Raw genomic sequence first — 20,249 nt, 5'->3', positions numbered from 1 at the left:
ACGGACACGGATCGAGAAAGGGCACCCGGTGGCGGACCCGCCGGGTGCCCCTTCTCGATCACGGGTAGGCTGCGAAACACGTAAATACGTGACAACACGACGTCCGGGGTCCGAAAGAGCCCGGAGTTTTCCATAGGTGCGCCGGGAAGTCTGGTCGGCATGTGCTCTGCCCTGCCCACCGACCGGAGGTCGACCCCGTGCCCGCGCCCACCCCCCAGCCAGGCGATGACCGTCAGGCCGCCAAGAACCGCAAGGCCCTCGCACGGCTCTCGCTGCCCGAGCGGACCTTCGTCGCGGACGCGCTGCGCACGGAGACGGTCGGCGGCGTCCTCCTGCTCGTCGCCGCCGTCGCCGCGCTGATCTGGGCGAACACCCCCCTGCGGGAGAGTTACGAGGCTGTCCGCGACTTCCACGTCGGACCCGCCGCACTCGGTCTGAACCTCTCCGTCGAGCACTGGGCCGCCGACGGACTTCTCGCGGTCTTCTTCTTCGTCGCCGGCATCGAGCTCAAGCGCGAACTGGTCGCGGGCGATCTCAAGGACCCGCGGGCCGCCGCGCTGCCCGTCGTCGCCGCGCTCTGCGGCATGGTCATGCCCGCACTGGTCTACACCCTGGTCGGCGTCACCGGCGGCGGCTCGCTCGCCGGCTGGGCCGTACCCACCGCGACGGACATCGCCTTCGCGCTCGCCGTCCTCGCCGTCCTCGGTACGTCGCTGCCGAGCGCCCTGCGTGCTTTCCTGCTGACCCTCGCCGTCGTCGACGACCTCTTCGCGATCCTGATCATCGCGGTCTTCTTCACCGACGACCTGGACTTCGCCGCGCTCGGCGGCTCCGTCGTCGGCCTCGCCGTCTTCTGGCTGCTGCTCAGAAAGGGCGTACGCGGCTGGTACGTGTACGTGCCGCTCGCGCTGGTCGTCTGGGGCCTGATGTACAACAGCGGCATCCACGCCACCGTCGCCGGCGTCGCGATGGGCCTGATGCTGCGCTGCACCACCCGCGCGGGCGAGGAGCACTCACCGGGCGAACAGGTCGCACATCTCGTACGTCCCCTGTCGGCGGGCCTCGCCGTACCGCTGTTCGCGCTGTTCAGCGCCGGGGTCGCGGTGTCGGGCGGCGCGCTCGGCGAGGTGTTCACCCAGCCGGAGACCCTCGGGGTCGTCCTCGGCCTCGTCGTCGGCAAGGCGGTCGGGATCTTCGGCGGTACCTGGCTGACGGCCCGCTTCACCAGTGCGTCGCTCTCCGACGACCTCGCCTGGCCGGACGTCTTCGCGGTGGCCTGTCTCGCGGGCATCGGCTTCACCGTGTCCCTGCTCATCGGCGAACTCGCCTTCGCGGACGACCCGTCGCTCGGCGACGGTGTGAAGGCCGCCGTCCTGACGGGCTCCCTGATCGCGACCGTCGTGTCGGGCGTGCTGCTGAAGATGCGCAACGCCAGGTACCGCGCGCTGTGGGAGCAGGAGGAGCGCGACGAGGACCTCTCGGGCGTCCCCGACGTGTACGAGCAGGACGATCCGGCCTACCACCTGCGCATGGCCGAGATCTACGAGCGCAAGGCCGCCGAACACCGAAGGCTTGCCGAAGTGACGGGCGGGGCAGGCGTGGAGCACGACGGTCCGGCATGATCTGACACACACGGTCCGAAACGTACGGCCAGGACCTGACGGTCCGATACCACCGGCCGGCACATCCGGACCGCCAGGACAACGGCGCCACGACAAACAAGACAACCAAGACAACAGGGAGAACGCGATGAGCGCACCCGACGGCAGCCCGGTCGGCGCCGAACGCAGCATCGGCCAGCTGGTCGCCTCGGCGACGACCGAGATGTCCGCGCTGGTGCACGACGAGATCGCACTGGCGAAGGCGCAGCTCAAGCGGGACGTCAAGCGCGGGGCGGTCGGCGGTGGCGCGTTCAGCGCGGCCGGCGCGGTACTGATCTTCTCCCTGCCGATGCTGAGCTTCGCCCTGGCGTACGGCATCCGCACCTGGAGCGGCTGGAACATGGCCGTCTGCTTCCTGCTGTCGTTCGCCGCGAACGTGCTGGTGGCCGCGGTCCTCGCGCTGATCGGTGTGGTCTTCGCGAAGAAGGCCAAGAAGGGCAAGGGCCCGCAGAAGACGGCGGCCTCGGTCAAGGAATCGGCGGCCGTACTGCAGAACGTGAAGCCGCACCCCCGTGAGATGACCACGGTGTACCGGGTCGGTGACGGGGTCGAGGCTGTGACACGCTCGTCCTCATGACGGGCTCCTCCCTCCCTGCGGGGCAACCATCCTCGGCGCAACCCACCTCTGTGGTCCGGCTCGACGTGCCCGGCGCCAAAGAGGTGATCCACCGGGATGTCGCCGCGAACGGGGCGCGCTTCCACATCGCCGAGATGGGTGACGGGCCGCTGGTCCTGCTGCTGCACGGCTTCCCGCAGTTCTGGTGGGCCTGGCGGCACCAGCTGGTCGCGCTTGCCGACGCGGGTTTCCGCGCGGTCGCCATGGACCTGCGGGGCGTCGGCGGCAGCGACCGCACCCCGCGCGGCTACGACCCCGCGAACCTCGCGCTCGACATCACCGGGGTCGTACGGTCCCTCGGTGAGCCCGACGCCGCGCTGGTCGGCCATGACCTGGGCGGCTATCTGGCGTGGACGGCGGCCGTGATGCGTCCCAAGCTGGTGCGCAGGCTCGTGGTGTCCTCCATGCCGCATCCCCGGCGCTGGCGCTCGGCGATGCTCTCGGACATGAAGCAGACCGCGGCCGGTTCGTACGTCTGGGGCTTTCAGCGGCCCTGGATCCCGGAGCGCCAACTGATCGCCGACGAGGGCGCCCTGGTCGGCCGGCTCATCCGGGACTGGTCGGGGCCGCGGCTGCCGGAGGACGACGTCGTGGAGGCCTACCGGCGGGCGATGCTGATCCCCTCGACCGCGCACTGCTCGGTCGAGCCCTACCGGTGGATGGTCCGCTCGATGGCCCGTCCGGACGGCATCCAGTTCAACCGGCGCATGAAGCGGCCGGTGCGGGTGCCTACGCTGCATCTGCACGGATCGCTCGATCCGGTGATGCGCACGCGCAGTGCGGCGGGGTCCGGGGAGTACGTCGAAGCTCCGTACCGCTGGCGGCTGTTCGACGGGCTCGGGCACTTCCCGCACGAGGAGGACCCCGTGGCGTTCTCCACCGAATTGGTGAACTGGCTGAAGGACCCCGAGCCGGACCGCTGAGACCGCCTCGGAGGGCCGGTCGTGGGGGTTGTCGCCCCGTGCGTCACTCGGGTCCCAGGAACGTCTGTTCTACGAACGCCAATTGCCTCGCGCATAGGCCAATTGGGGGGCGTGGGGGCGGTTATCGACCTTGGGGCTGGGGCAGACGTCGGTGTATGGGCTGGACGCACGACTACAGTGACGCAGCACGCAACCGCCGCTCGATCGGCGGGCTGAGTTCCCACCGGAGGGGCGCCCCGCAGTTGCAGGGCACGGACCCCCGGCTGGGAATCCCGCACATTCTCAGGCGCCGGGCCCGGTGGGTCTCGGCGCGTTTGCGTCATCCCCGCGGCTGAACCGCCCGGGGACTTTCACTCGGGCCTTCACTCGGATCTTCACCCGCGTGGCCCTTGCCGACCGGTGACTCGCACGACCCGGGTGACGGGTTTCAGAGCGCGCAGCTGTCGCTGTCCACCTGCTGGTTGGCGGTGCGGCCCTTGGTGATGTCCTCCTGGATCTCGTCCACGGTCAGCGCGTAACCCGTCTCGGGGTCGTCGAGGGACTTCGCGAACACCACGCCGTACACCTTGCCGTCCGGGGTGAGCAGCGGGCCGCCGGAGTTGCCCTGGCGGACGGTCGCGAAGAGCGAGTACACCTCGCGCTTCACCGTGCCCCGGTGGTAGATGTCGGGGCCGTTGGCCGTGATGGAGCCGCGCACCCGCGCCGCGTTGATCGTGTACGAGCCGTTCTCCGGGAAGCCCGCGACGATCGCGCCGTCCGACCGGACCGCCGGCCGGGAGGAGAACTGCAGGACGGGTGCCTGCAGTTCGGGCACGTCGAGTACGGCGATGTCGCGCTCCCAGTCGTAGAGCACGACCTTCGCGGCGAGCCGCCTGCCCTCGCCGCCTATCTGGACGTAGGGCTCGTCCACCCCGCCCACCACGTGCGCGTTGGTCATCACGCGGCGCTGTCCGAAGACGAAGCCGGTGCCTTCGAGGACCTTGCCGCAGCTCTGGGCGGTGCCGGTGACCTTGACGATGGAGCGCTGGGCGCGGGTGGCGACCGGGCTCGTCGCGAGGGCCGGGTCGGGATCCGGCACCGGGGCGATCTGCTCGTCCGAGAAGGGGCTGAAGACCTGCGGGAAGCCGTTCCGTGCGAGGACCGAGGAGAAGCCGTCGAACCAGGTGTCGGCCTGGGCGGGCAGGGCCCGCGCCACTCCGAGGAGCACCTTGGAGCCGCGGACCTCCTTGCCGAGCGTCGGCAGCGTCGTACCGGCGAGGGCCGAGCCGATCAGCCAGGCCACGAGGAGCATCGCCACTACGTTGACGAGGGAGCCGCCCGTGGCGTCCAGGGCGCGGGCCGGCGACCAGGTGATGTACCGGCGCAGCTTGTTGCCCAGGTGGGTGGTGAGGGCCTGGCCGACGGAGGCGCAGACGATCACCACGACCACGGCGACGACGGCGGCGGTCGTACCGACCTTCGCGTCGTCCGTCACCGCGCCCCAGACGACGGGCAGGAGGTAGACGGCGACGAGGCCACCGCCCAGGAAACCGATCACCGACAGGATGCCGACGACGAACCCCTGGCGATAGCCGACGATCGCGAACCACACGGCGGCGACCAGCAACAGGATGTCCAGCACGTTCACTGCTTCAAGCCTCGCCTCATCACTTTGCGGTAGCCACGTCCTGGCCGGGGGGCCGGCCCGCCGCGCAGCGGCAGGGGGACACGGAGCCTCCCGGGAAGACACAGCACAGAGGCCACCCTGTCATGCGCGCCAGTCGAGCGGGACCTGCTTGTCGTGGTCCCAGGGGCGCTCCCAGTCGGCGTAGTGCAGCAGGCGGTCGATGATTCCGGCTGTGAAGCCCCACACCAGGGCCGATTCGACCAGGAATGCCGGACCTCGGTGGCCACTGGGGTGGACCGCCGTCGCGCGGTTGGCCGGATCCGTGAGATCCGCCACGGGCACCGTGAAGACCCTCGCGGTCTCGTTCAGGTCGACCGCGTCGACCGGTGTCGGCTCGCGCCACCAGCCGAGGACGGGGGTCACGACGAAGCCGCTCACCGGGATGTAGAGCTTCGGGAGCACGCCGAAGAGCTGGACGCCCCGGGGGTCGAGCCCGGTCTCCTCCTCGGCCTCGCGCAGGGCGGCCCGCAGCGGCCCGTCGGCCTGCGGGTCCCCGTCCTCGGGGTCGAGGGAGCCCCCGGGGAAGGACGGCTGTCCCGCGTGCGATCTGAGCGAGGTGGCGCGCTCCATGAGCAGCAGTTCGGGGCCGCGCTCGCCCTCACCGAACAGGATCAGGACGGCCGACTGGCGTCCCGCGCCGTCCTCCGGCGGCAGGAAACGGCTCAACTGGCGGGGCTGGACCGTCTCGACGGCGCGCACCACCGGGTCCAGCCAGCCGGGCAGCCCGGCCGTGGTCACGGCCGGAGCGTCGTACCGCGTGCCGTACGTGCCGTCCTGTACGTCGTGCGTGTGGCCCGCGCGCGTCATCGCCACCCCCGTTCTGCCGCTCTCAACGCCCGCGAGCGTTCTGCTGCTCTCAACGCCCGCGAGGCCGCAGATCGTTCCGTCATCCGGTGCCCCGCGAGGGTGAATCGGTCGCGGGCCCGGCGGTACCGGTCGAGGGTGAGGCGGGTGCGGCGGTGGTCGCGCCGAGCGGCGGCGCCGGGATGCCGCCCGCGTCCAGGTAGGACTGCGGGGGGTTGAGGCGCTGGCCGGGGAAGCCGCCCTTCTCGTACTTGAGGAGCTTCTTCGCCTTCTCCGGGTCCGTCTCACCCTCCCCGTACGCCGGGCAGAGCGGGGCGATGGGGCAGGCGCCGCAGGCGGGTTTGCGGGCGTGACAGATCCGGCGGCCGTGGAAGATCACGTGGTGCGACAGCATCGTCCAGTCGGTCTTCGGGAAGAGCTCGCCGATCGCCCGCTCGATCTTGTCGGGCTCCTTCTCGGCGGTCCACTCCCAGCGTCGTACGAGGCGCTGGAAGTGGGTGTCGACGGTGATGCCGGGCCGGCCGAAGGCGTTCCCGAGGACGACGAAGGCGGTCTTGCGGCCGACGCCGGGCAGTTTGACCAGGTCTTCGAGACGGCCGGGCACCTCGCCGCCGAAGTCGTCCCGCAGGGCTTTGGAGAGGCCCATCACCGACTTGGTCTTGGCCCGGAAGAACCCGGTGGGCCGCAGGATCTCCTCGACCTCCTCCGGGTTCGCCGCGGCCAGGTCCTCGGGCGTCGGGTACTTCGCGAAGAGCGCCGGTGTCGTCTGGTTCACCCGCAGGTCGGTCGTCTGCGCCGACAGGACGGTGGCGACGACCAGCTGGAAGGGGTTCTCGAAGTCCAGCTCCGGGTGGGCGTACGGGTACACCTCGGCGAGCTCGCGGTCGATACGCCGGGCCCGCCGGACGAGAGCCGTGTGCGACTCGTTCCGGGGAGGCCTGGCAGGGGCGACCCGCTCGGGGGCCACGGCTTTCTTGACGACCGCGGACTTCTTGACGGCCGCGGACTTCTTGACGGCCGCGGACTTCTTGACGGCCAGGGTCTTCTTGACGGCCAGGGTCTTCTTGACAGGCGTGGCCTTCTTGGCGACGGCGCTCTTCTTGACCGGTACGGACTTCTTGACGGCCGCGGCTTTCCTGACCGGCGTGGCCTTCTTGACGGCCGTGGTTTTCTTGCCCGACGCGGACTTCTTGGCAGGCGTGGCCTTCTTGGCGGCCACGGTTTTCTCGACCGGCGCGGCCTTCTTGGCGACCGCGGTCTTCTTGGCAGGTACGGACTTCTCGGCTGACACGGTTTTCCTCACGCGGGCGGCTTTCTTGGCGGAAACCTTCTTGACAGGTGACTTCGCCGGCGCGCTCTTCCTCGCGGTCTCCTTGGCGGTCCTCTTCGCCGCGGCGGCCTTCTTGGCGACCGCGGCCTTCTTCGCGGCCGCGGCCATCTCCGAGGCAGCGACCCCCGCGGCCTTCCCGGCGGCCCCCGCCGCGGTCGTCGCCGGTCGCGACCCTGCCGCTTTTGTCGTTTTCTTCGCTCCACCGGAGCCCTGTTCGCCCACAGCGGAATCACGACGTACACCCACGCGCCCAGCCCCCTTGGCCTGTGCTCTCACCGGCGATTTGGACACCCGGCCAGCCTAGAGCCCACCACCGACATCTGCCCCGGCCACCATCCATCAGCCCCCAATTGGCCCCCTGCCGCACTGTCGGACACGCCGGTGCGGCAGACTTGTGACTGATCACACTGTTTGGACCGTCCAGCAAAACGGGGAACACGGACCCCTGGTACACCGGGACCAAGATCCCCTGAGCAGGTCGACAAGGAGAGAACTCGTGGACGACGTTCTGCGGCGCGCCCCGCTCTTCGCGGCGCTCGATGACGAGCAGGCCGCGGAGCTCCGCGCCTCCATGAGTGAGGTGACCCTCGCACGCGGTGACGCGCTCTTTCACGAGGGCGACCCCGGAGACCGCCTGTACGTGGTCACCGAGGGCAAGGTGAAGCTGCACCGCACCTCACCCGACGGCCGCGAGAACATGCTGGCGGTCCTCGGACCCGGCGAGCTCATCGGTGAGCTGTCGCTGTTCGACCCGGGCCCGCGGACGGCGACCGCCTCAGCGCTGACCGAGGTGAAGCTGCTGGGCCTCGGCCACGGCGACCTCCAGCCCTGGCTGAACGCACGGCCCGAGGTGGCCGCCGCCCTGCTGCGCGCGGTCGCCCGGCGGCTGCGCAAGACCAACGACCAGATGTCCGACCTGGTCTTCTCCGACGTGCCGGGCCGGGTGGCCCGCGCGCTCCTGGACCTGTCGCGCCGCTTCGGCGTGCAGTCCGAGGAGGGCATCCACGTCGTGCACGACCTGACCCAGGAGGAACTGGCCCAGCTGGTCGGCGCCTCCCGCGAGACGGTCAACAAGGCGCTCGCCGACTTCGCGGGCCGCGGCTGGCTCCGCCTGGAGGCCCGCGCGGTGATCCTGCTGGACGTGGAGCGCCTCGCCAAGCGTTCGCGCTGAGCGCTCGGCCCAGTGCTTGCGCGAGCCGTACAGCTCGGCTCGGCTTCTTGCTGGCCGTACCGCTCGACTTCTTACTGAAGGGCCCCGCCGAACGGCGGGGCCCTTCGGCGTCGTGCTGGAAATGACATGCCCCCGCCGCCGCCTCCGGGCACAGTGGTGCCATGGCGGCGGACAAGGGGCTCGATGCCCTGGGCTACATCAGGCGCGAAGGCTCCCTCGGGCGGGTACCGACGGCGTTCCGGCCTGTCGTCGCCGCGGCCCGCGACCGGGTGCTCGACGTCTTCGGAGGGCGGCTGCACAGCGCGTACCTCTACGGATCGGTCCCGCGCGGGTCCGCGCGCGTGGGCCGTTCCGATCTCGACCTGCTGCTCGTTCTGCGCGAGGAGCCCACGGAGGCGGACCGGGCGGACGCACGCACGCTCGACGAGGCCCTCGACAAGGAGTTCACCCAGATCGACGGGGCCGGGACGCTGCTGACCGGACGGGCGCAGGTGCTGAGCGACCTGGAGCGGCACGACCTCGGGTGGTTTGTCGCGTGCCTCTGTACGCCGCTGCTGGGCGAGGACCTCGCCGAGGAGCTGCCGCGCTACCGGCCCGACACCCTCCTCGCCCGCGAGACGAACGGCGAACTCGCGCTGCTCCTCCCCCGCTGGCGCGAGCGGATCGCCGCGGTCACCGGGGACGCGTGGGCCGCTGGGGCCGATGGGGCGGACGGCTCGCAGGAGGCGGCCCTGCGGCCTCTGGTGCGTTACATGTCCCGCCACCTCGTCCGGACGGGTTTCACGCTCGTCATGCCCCGCTGCAACGGCTGGACGAGCGATCTGACGGAGATGGCCGAGGTGTTCGCCGCGTACTACCCGGAGCGGGACCACCCGCGGCGGGCCGCCCAGCTGCGGCAGGCCGCCGTGCTCAGCCGCGAACCGGTCGGCGACCGCGTCGTCCTGCGGTCGTACGTCGACGACCTCGGGCCGTGGCTCGCCGAGGAGTACGCGCGCGTGCACGGCGTCAAGACCCCGTGTCCATGAGAGCCTCGCGGGGCGTCACTCAAGGCCGATGAGCCCGTGCTCCTTGAGGTAGTCCAACTGCGCCCGTACCGACAGCTCCGCCGCCGGCCACAGGGACCGGTCCACGTCCGCGTAGACGTGCGCGACGACCTGGGAGGGGTCCGTGTAGCCGTCCTCGACGGCCGTCTCGACCTGGGCGAGGCGGTGGGCGCGGTGGGCCAGGTAGAACTCGACGACGCCCTGGGCGTCCTCCAGGACCGGCCCGTGGCCCGGCAGGACCGTGTGCACGCCGTCGTCGACCGCCAGGGACCTCAGCCGCCGCAGGGAGTCCAGGTAGTCGCCCAGGCGCCCGTCGGGGTGGGCCACGACGGTGGTGCCCCGGCCCAGGATCGTGTCGCCGGTCAGTACGGCCCGGTCGGCGGGCAGGTGGAAGCAGAGCGAGTCGGCGGTGTGGCCGGGCGTCGGTACGACCCGCAGCTCCAGGCCGCCCGTCGTGATGACGTTCCCGGCGGCCAGGCCCTCGTCGCCGAGCCGCAGCGCCGGATCGAGCGCCCGTACCTTCGTGCCCGTCAGCTCGGCGAACCGCGCCGCGCCCTCGGCATGGTCAGGATGCCCGTGCGTCAGCAGGGTCAGGGCGACCCGCCTGCCGGCCTTCTCGGCGGCGTCCACGACAGCGCGCAGGTGTACGTCGTCCAGGGGCCCCGGATCGATCACCACCGCCAGTTCGGAGTCCGGCTCGGCCACGATCCAGGTGTTCGTGCCGTCCAGGGTCATCGCGGACGCGTTCGGGGCGAGGACGTTGACGGCGCGCGGGGTGGCGGGGCCGGAGAGCACCCCGCCGCGCGGCTGGCCGGGAAGTGCTGCGGCGTCGGTCATGCGGAGGCTCCACCCGTCGGGATGTGCTTGGTGAACTCGTCGTGGCCCGGCCAGCTGAGGACCAGCTCGCCGTCCACCAGCTTCGCCTGTGCCAGGACGGGTGTCATGTCCCGCCCGGGCGCCGCCGCGAGGGCCTCGGCGGCGGTCCCGTACGCGCCGAGCTGGCGCAGGGTCGCGATGGTGGGCGGCATCATCAGGAGGTCGCCCCTGTCGTAGCCGTCCATCGCCTCCGAGGGGCGGATCCAGACGGTGCGGTCGGCCTCCGTGGAGGCGTTCCGGGTGCGCTGGCCCTCCGGGAGGACGGCCACGAAGAAGAACGTGTCGTAGCGGCGGGGCTCGAACTCGGGGGTGATCCAGCGCGTCCAGGCGCCCAGGAGGTCGGAGCGCAGCACGAGCCCCCTGCGGTCGAGGAACTCGGCGAAGGACAGGTCACGGGCGACCAGCGCCGCCCGGTCGGTCTCCCAGTCGTCCCCGGTGGTGTCGCCGACCACGGTGTCCGCGGCCGGGCCCGCGAGCAGGACGCCCGCCTCCTCGTACGTCTCACGGACCGCCGCGCAGACGATCGCCTGGGCGGCGGCCTCGTCGACGCCGAGCCGGGACGCCCACCACGCGCGCGTGGGGCCCGCCCAGCGGACGTGCTGGTCGTCGTCCCTGGGGTCCACCCCGCCGCCCGGATACGCGTACGCGCCCCCGGCGAAGGCCATGGAGGCGCGTCGGCGCAGCATGTGCACGGCGGGACGAAGGCCGGTGTCCCCGGAACCCGGACCGGTCTCCTGCGAGACGGGGCCCGGGCCGGTGTCCTTGAGCAGCATGACGGTGGCCGCCCGCCTGGGGACGACCGGTGTGAGCGTGCCCTCCGCGAGCGCGCGAATCCTCTCGGGCCACTCCGGGGGGTACCACTGCCCATTCGCCATGGGCGGAGGCTATCCCGGAGTGAGCTGATGTTCGAGAGACAACGATCGCTCCCTCCGGAGAGCCGAAAGAGCCGAAGAGCCGGAGAGGCTTACGCCTCCGTCAGCTCCACCTGGATCTCGACCTCGACGGGCGCGTCGAGCGGCAGCACCGCCACGCCGACCGCGCTGCGCGCGTGCACGCCCTTGTCGCCGAGGACCTCGCCCAGCAGCTCGCTGGCGCCGTTCAGGACGGCGGGCTGGCCGGTGAAGTCGGCCGCCGAGGCGACGAAGCCGACGACCTTCACCACGCGCGCGATGCGGTCGAGGTCGCCCGCGACGGACTTGACCGCCGCGAGGGCGTTCAGCGCGCAGGTGCGGGCCAGTTCCTTGGCCTCCTCCGGGGTGACCTCCGCGCCCACCTTGCCGGTGAGCGGAAGCTTGCCGTCCACCATCGGGAGCTGGCCGGCCGTGTACACGTACACGCCCGACCGCACGGCGGGCTGGTACGCGGCCAGCGGCGGTACGACGGCCGGCAGGGTCAGTCCCAGTTCGGCCAGTCTCGCCTCGACAGCGCTCACGCGGCCCGCTCCCGCTTCAGGTAGGCGACGAGCTGCTCGGGGTTGTTCGGCCCGGGCACGACCTGGACGAGCTCCCAGCCGTCCTCGCCCCAGGTGTCCAGAATCTGCTTCGTGGCGTGGACGAGCAGAGGCACGGTTGCGTATTCCCACTTGGTCATGGGGGCGACTGTATCCGCTGGCGCGGGCCGCCCTTCCTGGACCTCCGTCCGCCGCCGGGCCGGTGCAGGGGCGGTGCGGGGCCGATGCGGGGGTGTCGGGCGGGCCGATGACTGGGCAGGGCGGTCCCTGGGCACCCGTATGCGAAGCAGGGCCCCAAGGCCACCGCACCATCCAGTGAGGAATTAGGCTCGAAGACGTGAGCAGGCTTCAGGTCGTCAGCGGCAAGGGCGGTACCGGAAAGACCACGGTCGCCGCAGCACTCGCGCTCGCCCTCGCGACCGAGGGCAAGCGCGCCCTTCTGGTCGAGGTCGAGGGCAGACAGGGCATCGCGCAGCTCTTCGAGACGCAGGCGCTGCCCTACGAGGAGCGGAAGATCGCCGTCGCTCCCGGTGGCGGGGAGGTGTACGCACTCGCCATCGACCCCGAGCTGGCCCTTCTGGACTACCTCCAGATGTTCTACAAGCTCGGCGGCGCGGGCCGCGCCCTGAAGAAACTGGGCGCCATCGACTTCGCGACCACCATCGCGCCGGGCCTGCGGGACGTGCTCCTGACGGGCAAGGCCTGTGAGGCCGTACGCCGCAAGGACAAGCGCGGGCGGTTCGCGTACGACTACGTGGTGATGGACGCGCCGCCGACCGGGCGGATCACCCGCTTCCTGAACGTGAACGACGAGGTGGCCGGGCTCGCCAAGATCGGCCCGATACACAATCAGGCGCAGGCCGTGATGCGCGTGCTCAAGTCGCCCGAGACCGCCGTGCACCTGGTGACGCTCCTGGAGGAGATGCCCGTCCAGGAGACCGCCGACGGCATCGCGGAGCTGCGTGCCGCGCGGCTGCCGGTGGGGCGGACCATCGTGAACATGGTGCGGCCCGCGATCCTGGACGAGGCCGACCTGGAGCTGGCGCGCGAGACGCCGCGCACGGCCGTCGCCAAGTCGCTGTCGGCCGCCGGGCTCGGCGGCGCGCGCCGCGGCGGGGTCGCGGAGCGCCTGGTGGAGCCGCTGCTGAACCAGGCGGACGAGTACGCCGAGCGGTACGCGCTGGAGCGCGAGCAGCGCGCGGTGCTCCAGGGCCTGGAGCTGCCGCTGCACGAACTCCCGTTGCTCGCCGAGGGCATGGACCTCGCGGGCCTGTACGAACTCGCCAAGGAACTGCGTCAGCAAGGGATCTCATGAGTCAGGACCCGGCCCGCGCAAACGATTCTTCCCGCGAACGTGCACGCGAAGGCGAGGCCGCCGCCCGGCGGGCGTCCGACCCCGCCCGTGCGATCGACACCGCGGCCGCGTCCTCGGCCGTCCTGGGGGTCGACGCGCTGATCGACGACCCCGGGACCCGCATCGTGGTCTGCTGCGGTTCGGGTGGCGTCGGCAAGACGACCACGGCGGCGGCGCTGGGGCTGCGGGCCGCCGAGCGCGGCCGCAAGGTGGTCGTCCTGACCATCGACCCGGCCCGCAGGCTCGCCCAGTCGATGGGTATCGACGCACTCGACAACACCCCGCGCCGGGTGAAGGGCATCGACGACTCCGCGAGCGGCGAGCTGCACGCGATGATGCTCGACATGAAGCGCACCTTCGACGAGATCGTCGAGGCGCACGCGGACCGCGAGCGGGCCGCCACGATCCTGAACAACCCCTTCTACCAGTCGCTCTCCGCCGGCTTCGCGGGCACGCAGGAGTACATGGCGATGGAGAAGCTGGGGCAGCTGAGGGCGCGCGAGGAGTGGGACCTCATCGTCGTCGACACGCCGCCCTCGCGCTCGGCCCTGGACTTCCTGGACGCCCCGAAGCGGCTCGGTTCGTTCCTGGACGGCAAGCTGATCCGGCTGCTGACCGCGCCGGCGAAGCTGGGCGGCCGGGCCGGGATGAAGTTCCTGAACGTCGGGATGTCGATGATGACCGGCACTCTGGGCAAGCTGCTGGGCGGCCAGCTGCTCAAGGACGTCCAGACGTTCGTGGCCGCGATGGACACCACCTTCGGCGGTTTCCGTACGCGCGCGGACGCCACGTACAAGCTGCTCCAGGCGCCCGGTACGGCGTTCCTGGTCGTCGCGGCCCCGGAGCGGGACGCGCTGCGCGAGGCCGCGTACTTCGTGGAACGGCTGGCCGCGGAGGAGATGCCGCTCGCCGGTCTCGTGCTGAACCGGGTCCACGGCAGCGGTGCCACCCAGCTGTCCGCCGAGCGCGCGCTCGCCGCCGCGGAAAATCTTGCCGAGGCCCGCATTGTGGATCAGGTGGGCGGGAAAGCTGGACTTCGTAACTCTCCCGACACGTACGGCAGTTCAGAACCACCCGCTACCGAAACCGCCGTTCCCGAGGCTCCCTCCTCCGACGCAGGCTCCCCCGCCGCGGACCGGACCAGTGCCGACGGAGCCGGAACGGACGACGACCGCAGCACGAAAGGCAGCCCGGAAGGCCGCACCGTCGAACAACTCACCGCAGGCCTGCTGAGGCTGCACGCCGAACGTATGCAACTGCTCTCCCGCGAGCAGCGCACACGCGATCGCTTCACCGCGCTCCACCCCGAGGTGGCGGTGGCCGAAGTGGCCGCGCTGCCCGGCGATGTGCACGACCTCGCGGGGCTGCGGCACATCGGGGACCGGCTCGCGGCCGACGCGTCGTCGGCCGAAGCTTCTTGAGCCCGGGGAACGCGCACCCCGGGCAACGCTTGCTGCGCCCCTGAGCCCGAGGCCCGCTTCCTGAGCCTCTCGGGGTCACGGGGCGGCCCGGTGGGACCTACGCCGCCGTCGTGCAGGTCGCCGTAGGTCACGTATGTCAGACCACGTATGTCGGGTCACGTATGTCACGTACGCCGTCGTACGGGGGTCACGTGGACGTCACTCGTACCTCCGAGGACGCCACTCGCACCTCTGGCGCATACGGAACCGCTGCGAGTCCGCCGCGTGCGCGGAGCCCGGTCAGCCCACCGCTGCGTAGTTCTCGTACACCTCTTCCTCGTCGAGAGGCAGGATTCCCGCCCCCCGCTCGTACTCGGTACGCGCGGTTTCGAGCAGCCTGCGCCAAGAGGTGACGGTCGGTCGCCTGCGCAGCAGTGCGCGGCGCTCCCGCTCCGTCATCCCTCCCCACACGCCGAACTCGACGCGGTTGTCCAACGCGTCGGCCAGGCACTCCGTGCGCACCGGGCATCCGGTGCACACTGCCTTCGCCCGGTTCTGCGCTGCTCCTTGAACGAACAGTTCATCCGGATCGGTAGTGCGGCAGGCCGCCTGCGCACTCCAGTCGGTTACCCAGCCCATACCGGCGCCGTCCTCTCCCGAATCGAGGCTCCCCCACGGCGGCAGCGGCATATTCACCGCCACCAGTTCAGGACGTTACGGAAGGTGGGCACAGTCAACCAGCCCCTTCGGGCCCAATCTTGAATGGCCCGAATGGACTATGGGTACGCGACAGATCACCCAACGGAGTGACCCGACGACATACGTGACTATCCCGGCAAAGCGGGGCAGTTGAGGTGCGTCACAACGGGCACCAGGTGACACATAAGGCGGATTCGGGCACGCCCTCAACAAAAAAGTCGAGTGTCGACCGAACCGATCAGGGGTCGCCGGACGTATTGATACGTGGCCCTACTGCTGTGACAGTTGAGAGCAGCTTAGGCCAATGCCTATACGCGTGTCCGGCGAATGAGAACGTAGGCTGCCCTCATGCCAAAGAAGCGCTCGGGCGGTGGTCTGTCTCCCACGCAGCAGGCCGCCAAGTTCCTCGGTGTCAGTGTGCTCGCGGGGGCCGTCATGGCCGGGATCGCGGTGCCGGCGTTCGGTGCGCTCGGCCTCGCGGCCAAGGGTTCGGTCGAGGGGTTCGACGAGATCCCGGCCAACCTGAAGCGGCCGCCGCTGAGCCAGCGCACCACGATCCTGGACAACCAGGGCGGTCAGATCGCCACCGTCTACTCACGTGACCGCACGGTGGTCGACCTCAAGGACATCTCGCCGTACATGCAGAAGGCGATCGTCGCGATCGAGGACGCGCGGTTCTACGAACACGGCGCGGTCGACCTCAAGGGCGTCCTGCGCGCCCTCAACAAGAACGCGCAGAGCGGCAACGTCTCGGAGGGCGCCTCGACGCTCACCCAGCAGTACGTGAAGAACGTCTTCGTGGAGGAGGCCGGCGACGACCCGACGAAGGTCGCGCAGGCCACCCAGCAGACCCTCGGCCGCAAGGTCCGCGAGCTGAAGTTCGCGATCCAGGTCGAGGAGGAGCTGGGCAAGAAGAAGATCCTTGAGAACTACCTGAACATCACGTTCTTCGGGCAGCAGGCCTACGGCGTGGAGGCGGCGGCCCAGCGCTACTTCTCCAAGTCCGCCAAGGACCTGGAGGTGCAGGAGGCCGCGCTGCTGGCCGGCATCGTCCAGTCACCGAGCCGGTACGACCCGGTCAACGACGAGGCCGAGGCCACGAAGCGGCGCAACGTGGTGCTGCAGCGCATGGCCGAGGTGCACGACATCTCGCAGGCGGAGGCCCGCGCCGCGAAGAAGAAGCCGCTCGGTCTGAAGGTCAGCAAGCCGAACAACGGCTGCATCACGGCCGTCAAGGACTCCAGCTTCTTCTGCGACTACGTGCGCAAGGTGCTCCTGACCGACCCGGTCTTCGGCAAGACCCAGAAGGCCCGGGCCAAGGTCTGGAACCAGGGCGGTCTGACGATCCGCACGACGCTCGACCCGCAGGCGCAGAAGTCGGTCCAGACCTCGCTCAAGGACCACGTCAACAAGTCGGACAAGGTGGCGGCGGCGTCGACGCTGGTCGAGCCCGGCTCCGGCAAGATCCTGGCGATGGGCCAGTCGAAGCCGTACGGTCTCGACAAGAACGAGACCGTGATCAACTACTCGGTCGACCAGAAGATGGGCGGCTCGAACTTCGGCTTCCCGACCGGTTCGACGTTCAAGCCGTTCCTGGCCGCGGCGGCCCTGGAGGGCGGCAAGCCGGTCACGCAGTCCTATCCGGCGCCGTACGAGATGCCGTACCCCGACAGCGTGCAGGCGTGCGGCGGGAAGACCTGGCGCAACAGCGAGAGCGCGAAGGTCGAGAACGAGGACGAGTCGGAGGTCGGCCCGTACGCGCTGAAGAAAGCCATGGCGCTGTCGGTCAACACCTACTTCGTGCAGATGCTCGAAGACATCGGGATGTGCCCGGTGGTGGAGATGACGGACAAGCTGGGCGTGGTGCAGGGCAACGGCACCAAGCTGCCCGAGCAGCCCTCGTCGATGACCCTCGGCTCCACCGGTATCTCGCCGCTGACCATGGCGAGCGCGTACGCCGCCTTCGCCAACCGGGGCACGTACTGCACGCCGGTCGCGATCGCGTCGATCAGCCAGAAGCTCGGCGGCGAGAAGAAGTCCCTGCCGGTTCCGAAGTCGTCGTGCTCGCGCGCGATGTCGGAGACCACCGCGGACACCGTCAACACGCTGCTGAGCGGTGTGGTCGACTCCGGTACGGGTCAGGAGGCCGGTCTCAACGACCGCGCCAACGCGGGCAAGACCGGTACGACGGACTTCCGCAAGAACGCCTGGTTCGTCGGCTACACGCCGAACCTGTCCGGCGCGGTCTGGGTCGGCAGCGCCACCCAGAAGGTCAAGATGGTCAACATCACCATCGGCGGGACCTGGCACGAGAAGGTCTTCGGTGGCGCGGTACCGGGACCGATCTGGAAGGACGCCATGACCGGCGCCCTGTCCGGCAAGGAGTCCCCGGGCTTCAACCTCGTCAACATCCCCGACCCCGAGAAGGACCGGGACAAGGACCGGGACCGGGACCGGGACGACAACGGGAACGGCGACAACAACGACAACGGGAACGGCAACGGGGAGAACCGGGGAAATGACAACGGGGGTGGCACCGACGGTGGCCAGCCCCAGATCCCCACGCCGACCTTCTCCATCCCCGACGAGTGGACGATCGGCGGGAACGACAACGGCGGCGGGAACGGGAACGGTGGCGGCGGCAACTGGCCGTAGCCCGGCCTGACTTCCGCCCGGCCGGCCGCTGCCCGGCTACCCGGCTGTCTGCCGTTCTGCTTGTACGCCGATGGGGGCGCCCCTTGTTCTTGGGGGCGCCCCCATCGGCGTACGGTGCGGCCAGTCGGAGTGTTCGGGGCTCAGCCCGCGAGGCGCTTCTTGACCTCCGCGGCGACGCGACCGCCCTCAGCGAGACCGGCCACCTTCGGGTTCACGATCTTCATGACCTGGCCCATGGCGCGCGGGCCCTCCGCGCCGGCCGCCTTCGCCTCCTCGACCGCCTGCGCGACGATCTGCCGCAGCTCGTCGTCGGAGAGCTGCTTGGGCAGGTACTCGGCGAGCACCTCGCCCTCCGCCTTCTCGCGCTCGGCCGACTCGGCACGGCCGCCCTGCGCGAAGGCGTCGGCCGCCTCGCGGCGCTTCTTCGCCTCCTTGGCGATCACCTTCTGCACCTCGTCGTCGGAGAGTTCGCGCTTCTGCGTACCCGCGACCTCCTCCTTCTGGACGGCGGCGAGGGTCAGCCGGAGCGTCGAGGAACGGAGCTCGTCGCGCCCCTTGATCGCGGCGTTGAGGTCTGCCTGCAGCTTCGACTTGAGCGTGGTCATGGGGTGATTGTCGCAGGTGTGGTGTCACGGCCGCCCGGGGATTTCGGCCGGGCCTCCCGCAGGCCGCCCGTGGGCCGCCCGTGGGGTTCGGGGCGTCCAGGGTCTGACACGATGGGCGTATGCGCGCGCGATACGGAGTACCACTGGGAATCGCGGCGGCTGGTGCCGCCGGTCTGCTCTACTCGGCGGGGTTCGAGGCCCGCTCGTTCAGACTGCGGCGGGTGACGGTCCCGGTGCTGCCTCCCGGGATGCGGCCGCTGCGCGTGCTCCAGGTCTCCGACATCCACATGGTGAGCGGGCAGCGCAAGAAGCAGCGCTGGCTGCGTTCGCTGGCCGGGCTGCGCCCCGACTTCGTCATCAACACCGGGGACAACCTCTCGGACCCCGAGGGCGTACCGGAGGTCATGGACGCCCTCGGCCCCCTGATGGAGTTCCCCGGCGCGTACGTCTTCGGCTCGAACGACTACTACGGGCCCACGCTCCGCAACCCCGCCCGCTACCTGTTCGAGAAAACACAGGGCCGGCACGGGCTGAACGGCAACGCGCCCGCCGTCAACGTCGTCCACAACCCGTGGGAGGAGCTGCGCGACGGCTTCGACGCGGCGGGCTGGCTGAACCTCACGAACGTCCGGGGCTCGCTGAAGATCGACGGCTTCGAGATCGAGCTGACCGGGCTCGACGACCCGCACGTCAAGCGCGACCGGTACGCGCGCGTGGCCGGCGGCCCGTCCGAGGCGGCCGACCTCTCCCTGGGCATCGTGCACGCGCCGTACCTGCGCGCGCTGGACGCCTTCACCGCGGACGGCTACCCGCTGATCCTGGCGGGCCACACGCACGGCGGGCAGCTGTGCATCCCCTTCTACGGCGCCCTGGTCACCAACTGCGACCTGGACACCGACCGGGTGAAGGGCCTGTCCACCTACACGGAGGCGGAGTCGGACCGGACGTCCTACCTGCACGTGTCGGCGGGCTGCGGGACGAGCAGGTACACCCCGGTACGTTTCGCGTGCCCACCGGAGGCGACGTTGTTGACGCTTACGGGGCGGGGGGCGGCGTAGGGAGGCGGGCTCCGCTCCGCGCAGGGGGACGGGAGGGGGCCCTCCCGCCCCCCCCACCCATCCGGTTCAATCCGCCTCGCCCCATTTGTCCACCCCTCCTAGCGTGAGGGGATGACCACCCCCATACCTGCGGACATCCCGGACATCCCCAGGATCCCCGGCATAGCCGCCAGCGCCGCCGCCTCCGCCGTCCCCGTCGTGCCCGCGTACGCGGTGGTCCCGCGCGTACGCCGCCCCCTGGTCGCCGCCTTCCGCCTCCTCGTCGCGGTGGCCGCGGCCGCGGGCGTGGCGCTCGATCTGCTCCTGGGCGACCCGCTGCGCGTCCTGAGCTACGCCACGGTCCTGAGCAGCGTCCTGGTGGCCGCGGTGTTCACCGTCTCGGCCTGGCGGGCATGGAAGGCCCGCCACCCGCTGCGACCGTCCGTCACCGCCTGCACCTTGCTGTACGCGGTCGGGACGGGCCTGCTCTACCACCTGATCCTGGCCGACGACGCGACCGCCTTCTCCATGACGGGCGACGCCACGGCGCTCACCGGCTGGCACGCGGCCACGAACCAGCTGCTGCACACGGTGATCCCGGTGGCGGTCGCGCTGGACTGGCTCCTGCTGACCCGCCCGGGGGCGCTGCGTCTGCACAGCGCGGCCGCCTGGATGATCCTCCCGGTCGCGTACCTGGCGTACACCGTCACCCGGGGCCTGCTCCTCCCCCCGGGCACGGCGGCCCGCTACCGCTACCCCTTCCTCGACGTGTCCGAGCACGGGTTCGTCGAGGTCCTGGGCAACGTCACGATCCTCGGCCTCGCCTGCTACGCCCTGGCCGTCCTCCTCGTCGCCCTGGACCACATCAGGCCCGGCCCACGCCGCCACCGCGCCCCGGAAAACCGGATTTCGTCTCCGGCCACCGGTGGGCTAAAGTAAACGACGTCGCCACGGCACAC

At 70.6% G+C, this 20,249-nt stretch carries 20 protein-coding genes; 11 read left to right on the top strand and 9 right to left on the bottom strand.

What is annotated here, in order from left to right; genetic code table 11:
- The first annotated feature begins 197 nt into the window (after positions 1–197).
- From nhaA to C6Y14_RS45080, 4 genes are all read left to right on the top strand, one after another.
- Positions 198–1,622 carry a Na+/H+ antiporter NhaA gene (nhaA, locus tag C6Y14_RS20360; protein WP_107018151.1) on the top strand — a complete coding sequence of 475 codons (1,425 nt, stop codon included), beginning with the start codon at positions 198–200 and terminating at the stop codon, positions 1,620–1,622.
- A 127-nt stretch (positions 1,623–1,749) separates the two neighbouring features.
- A complete protein-coding gene (locus C6Y14_RS20355) occupies positions 1,750–2,238 on the top strand; it encodes a phage holin family protein (RefSeq protein ID WP_107018150.1) in 489 nt (162 codons plus the stop codon).
- Positions 2,235–3,200, top strand: a complete 966-nt coding sequence (locus tag C6Y14_RS20350; protein WP_107018149.1) for an alpha/beta fold hydrolase — start codon at positions 2,235–2,237, stop codon at positions 3,198–3,200. Before C6Y14_RS20355 ends, C6Y14_RS20350 begins: the two co-directional genes overlap by 4 nt.
- Before the next feature lie 155 nt (positions 3,201–3,355).
- Entirely contained in the window at positions 3,356–3,535 is a 180-nt protein-coding gene (locus C6Y14_RS45080) for a hypothetical protein (protein ID WP_107018148.1), read from the top strand.
- A 92-nt stretch (positions 3,536–3,627) separates the two neighbouring features.
- Here C6Y14_RS45080 and C6Y14_RS20340 read toward each other — a convergent pair whose 3' ends face one another.
- The 3 genes from C6Y14_RS20340 to nth all read right to left on the bottom strand — a co-directional run bounded on the left by C6Y14_RS20340 (position 3,628) and on the right by nth (position 6,973).
- Complete coding sequence (locus tag C6Y14_RS20340; RefSeq protein ID WP_107018147.1) at positions 3,628–4,827, bottom strand: MarP family serine protease; 1,200 nt, start codon at positions 4,825–4,827, stop codon at positions 3,628–3,630.
- 120 nt (positions 4,828–4,947) lie between these two features.
- Complete coding sequence (locus tag C6Y14_RS20335) at positions 4,948–5,673, bottom strand: NUDIX hydrolase (RefSeq protein ID WP_225891173.1); 726 nt, start codon at positions 5,671–5,673, stop codon at positions 4,948–4,950.
- Between the two features lie 79 nt (positions 5,674–5,752).
- The gene (gene nth / locus C6Y14_RS20330) at positions 5,753–6,973 is read right to left on the bottom strand and encodes an endonuclease III (RefSeq protein ID WP_450152392.1); all 1,221 of its coding nucleotides are present in this window, start codon (positions 6,971–6,973) and stop codon (positions 5,753–5,755) included.
- A 523-nt stretch (positions 6,974–7,496) separates the two neighbouring features.
- Between nth and C6Y14_RS20325 the strand changes: the two genes are divergently transcribed.
- Together C6Y14_RS20325 and C6Y14_RS20320 are read left to right on the top strand one after the other, a co-directional pair.
- Positions 7,497–8,171 carry a Crp/Fnr family transcriptional regulator gene (locus tag C6Y14_RS20325; RefSeq protein ID WP_016642758.1) on the top strand — a complete coding sequence of 225 codons (675 nt, stop codon included), beginning with the start codon at positions 7,497–7,499 and terminating at the stop codon, positions 8,169–8,171.
- 161 nt (positions 8,172–8,332) lie between these two features.
- A complete protein-coding gene (locus tag C6Y14_RS20320) occupies positions 8,333–9,196 on the top strand; it encodes a nucleotidyltransferase domain-containing protein (protein ID WP_107018146.1) in 864 nt (287 codons plus the stop codon).
- 15 nt (positions 9,197–9,211) lie between these two features.
- Here the strand turns inward: C6Y14_RS20320 and C6Y14_RS20315 are convergent, their stop codons facing one another.
- The 4 genes from C6Y14_RS20315 to C6Y14_RS20300 form a co-directional block, all read right to left on the bottom strand.
- Positions 9,212–10,051, bottom strand: a complete 840-nt coding sequence (locus C6Y14_RS20315) for an MBL fold metallo-hydrolase (protein ID WP_107018145.1) — start codon at positions 10,049–10,051, stop codon at positions 9,212–9,214.
- Positions 10,048–10,965 carry an NUDIX hydrolase gene (locus C6Y14_RS20310; RefSeq protein WP_107018144.1) on the bottom strand — a complete coding sequence of 306 codons (918 nt, stop codon included), beginning with the start codon at positions 10,963–10,965 and terminating at the stop codon, positions 10,048–10,050. Before C6Y14_RS20310 ends, C6Y14_RS20315 begins: the two co-directional genes overlap by 4 nt.
- A gap of 89 nt (positions 10,966–11,054) precedes the next feature.
- Positions 11,055–11,522, bottom strand: coding sequence for a RidA family protein (locus C6Y14_RS20305; protein WP_107018143.1), 468 nt, complete (start codon positions 11,520–11,522; stop codon positions 11,055–11,057).
- Positions 11,519–11,680, bottom strand: a complete 162-nt coding sequence (locus tag C6Y14_RS20300) for a DUF4177 domain-containing protein (RefSeq protein WP_107018142.1) — start codon at positions 11,678–11,680, stop codon at positions 11,519–11,521. The genes C6Y14_RS20305 and C6Y14_RS20300 overlap by 4 nt, the downstream gene beginning before the upstream one ends.
- 197 nt (positions 11,681–11,877) lie before the next feature.
- Here C6Y14_RS20300 and C6Y14_RS20295 point away from each other — a divergent pair, with 197 nt between their 5' ends.
- Positions 11,878–12,855 (top strand): ArsA-related P-loop ATPase, encoded by a 978-nt coding sequence (locus tag C6Y14_RS20295; protein ID WP_107018141.1) that lies wholly within the window; start codon positions 11,878–11,880, stop codon positions 12,853–12,855.
- Positions 12,852–14,315 carry an ArsA family ATPase gene (locus C6Y14_RS20290; protein ID WP_199854786.1) on the top strand — a complete coding sequence of 488 codons (1,464 nt, stop codon included), beginning with the start codon at positions 12,852–12,854 and terminating at the stop codon, positions 14,313–14,315. The genes C6Y14_RS20295 and C6Y14_RS20290 overlap by 4 nt, the downstream gene beginning before the upstream one ends.
- Before the next feature lie 279 nt (positions 14,316–14,594).
- Here the strand turns inward: C6Y14_RS20290 and wblA are convergent, their stop codons facing one another.
- Positions 14,595–14,933, bottom strand: coding sequence for a transcriptional regulator WblA (gene wblA, locus C6Y14_RS20285; protein WP_055515737.1), 339 nt, complete (start codon positions 14,931–14,933; stop codon positions 14,595–14,597).
- 408 nt (positions 14,934–15,341) lie between these two features.
- Here wblA and C6Y14_RS20275 point away from each other — a divergent pair, with 408 nt between their 5' ends.
- Positions 15,342–17,648: a transglycosylase domain-containing protein gene (locus tag C6Y14_RS20275; protein ID WP_107018140.1), complete on the top strand. Its 2,307-nt coding sequence runs from the start codon at positions 15,342–15,344 to the stop codon at positions 17,646–17,648.
- Between the two features lie 140 nt (positions 17,649–17,788).
- Here C6Y14_RS20275 and C6Y14_RS20270 read toward each other — a convergent pair whose 3' ends face one another.
- Positions 17,789–18,253: a GatB/YqeY domain-containing protein gene (locus C6Y14_RS20270; RefSeq protein ID WP_107018139.1), complete on the bottom strand. Its 465-nt coding sequence runs from the start codon at positions 18,251–18,253 to the stop codon at positions 17,789–17,791.
- Positions 18,254–18,372: 119 nt separating this feature from the next.
- Here C6Y14_RS20270 and C6Y14_RS20265 point away from each other — a divergent pair, with 119 nt between their 5' ends.
- Both C6Y14_RS20265 and C6Y14_RS20260 read left to right on the top strand, forming a co-directional pair.
- Positions 18,373–19,311, top strand: coding sequence for a metallophosphoesterase (locus C6Y14_RS20265; RefSeq protein WP_107018138.1), 939 nt, complete (start codon positions 18,373–18,375; stop codon positions 19,309–19,311).
- Between the two features lie 111 nt (positions 19,312–19,422).
- A complete protein-coding gene (locus tag C6Y14_RS20260; RefSeq protein WP_107018137.1) occupies positions 19,423–20,229 on the top strand; it encodes a Pr6Pr family membrane protein in 807 nt (268 codons plus the stop codon).
- Positions 20,230–20,249 lie beyond the last annotated feature (20 nt).

The organism is Streptomyces dioscori (assembly GCF_003024195.1).
Classification (GTDB): Bacteria; Actinomycetota; Actinomycetes; order Streptomycetales; family Streptomycetaceae; genus Streptomyces; species Streptomyces dioscori.
The sequence above is the reverse complement of the archived record's forward strand: the minus strand, read 5'-3'. Positions and strand labels throughout refer to the sequence as shown.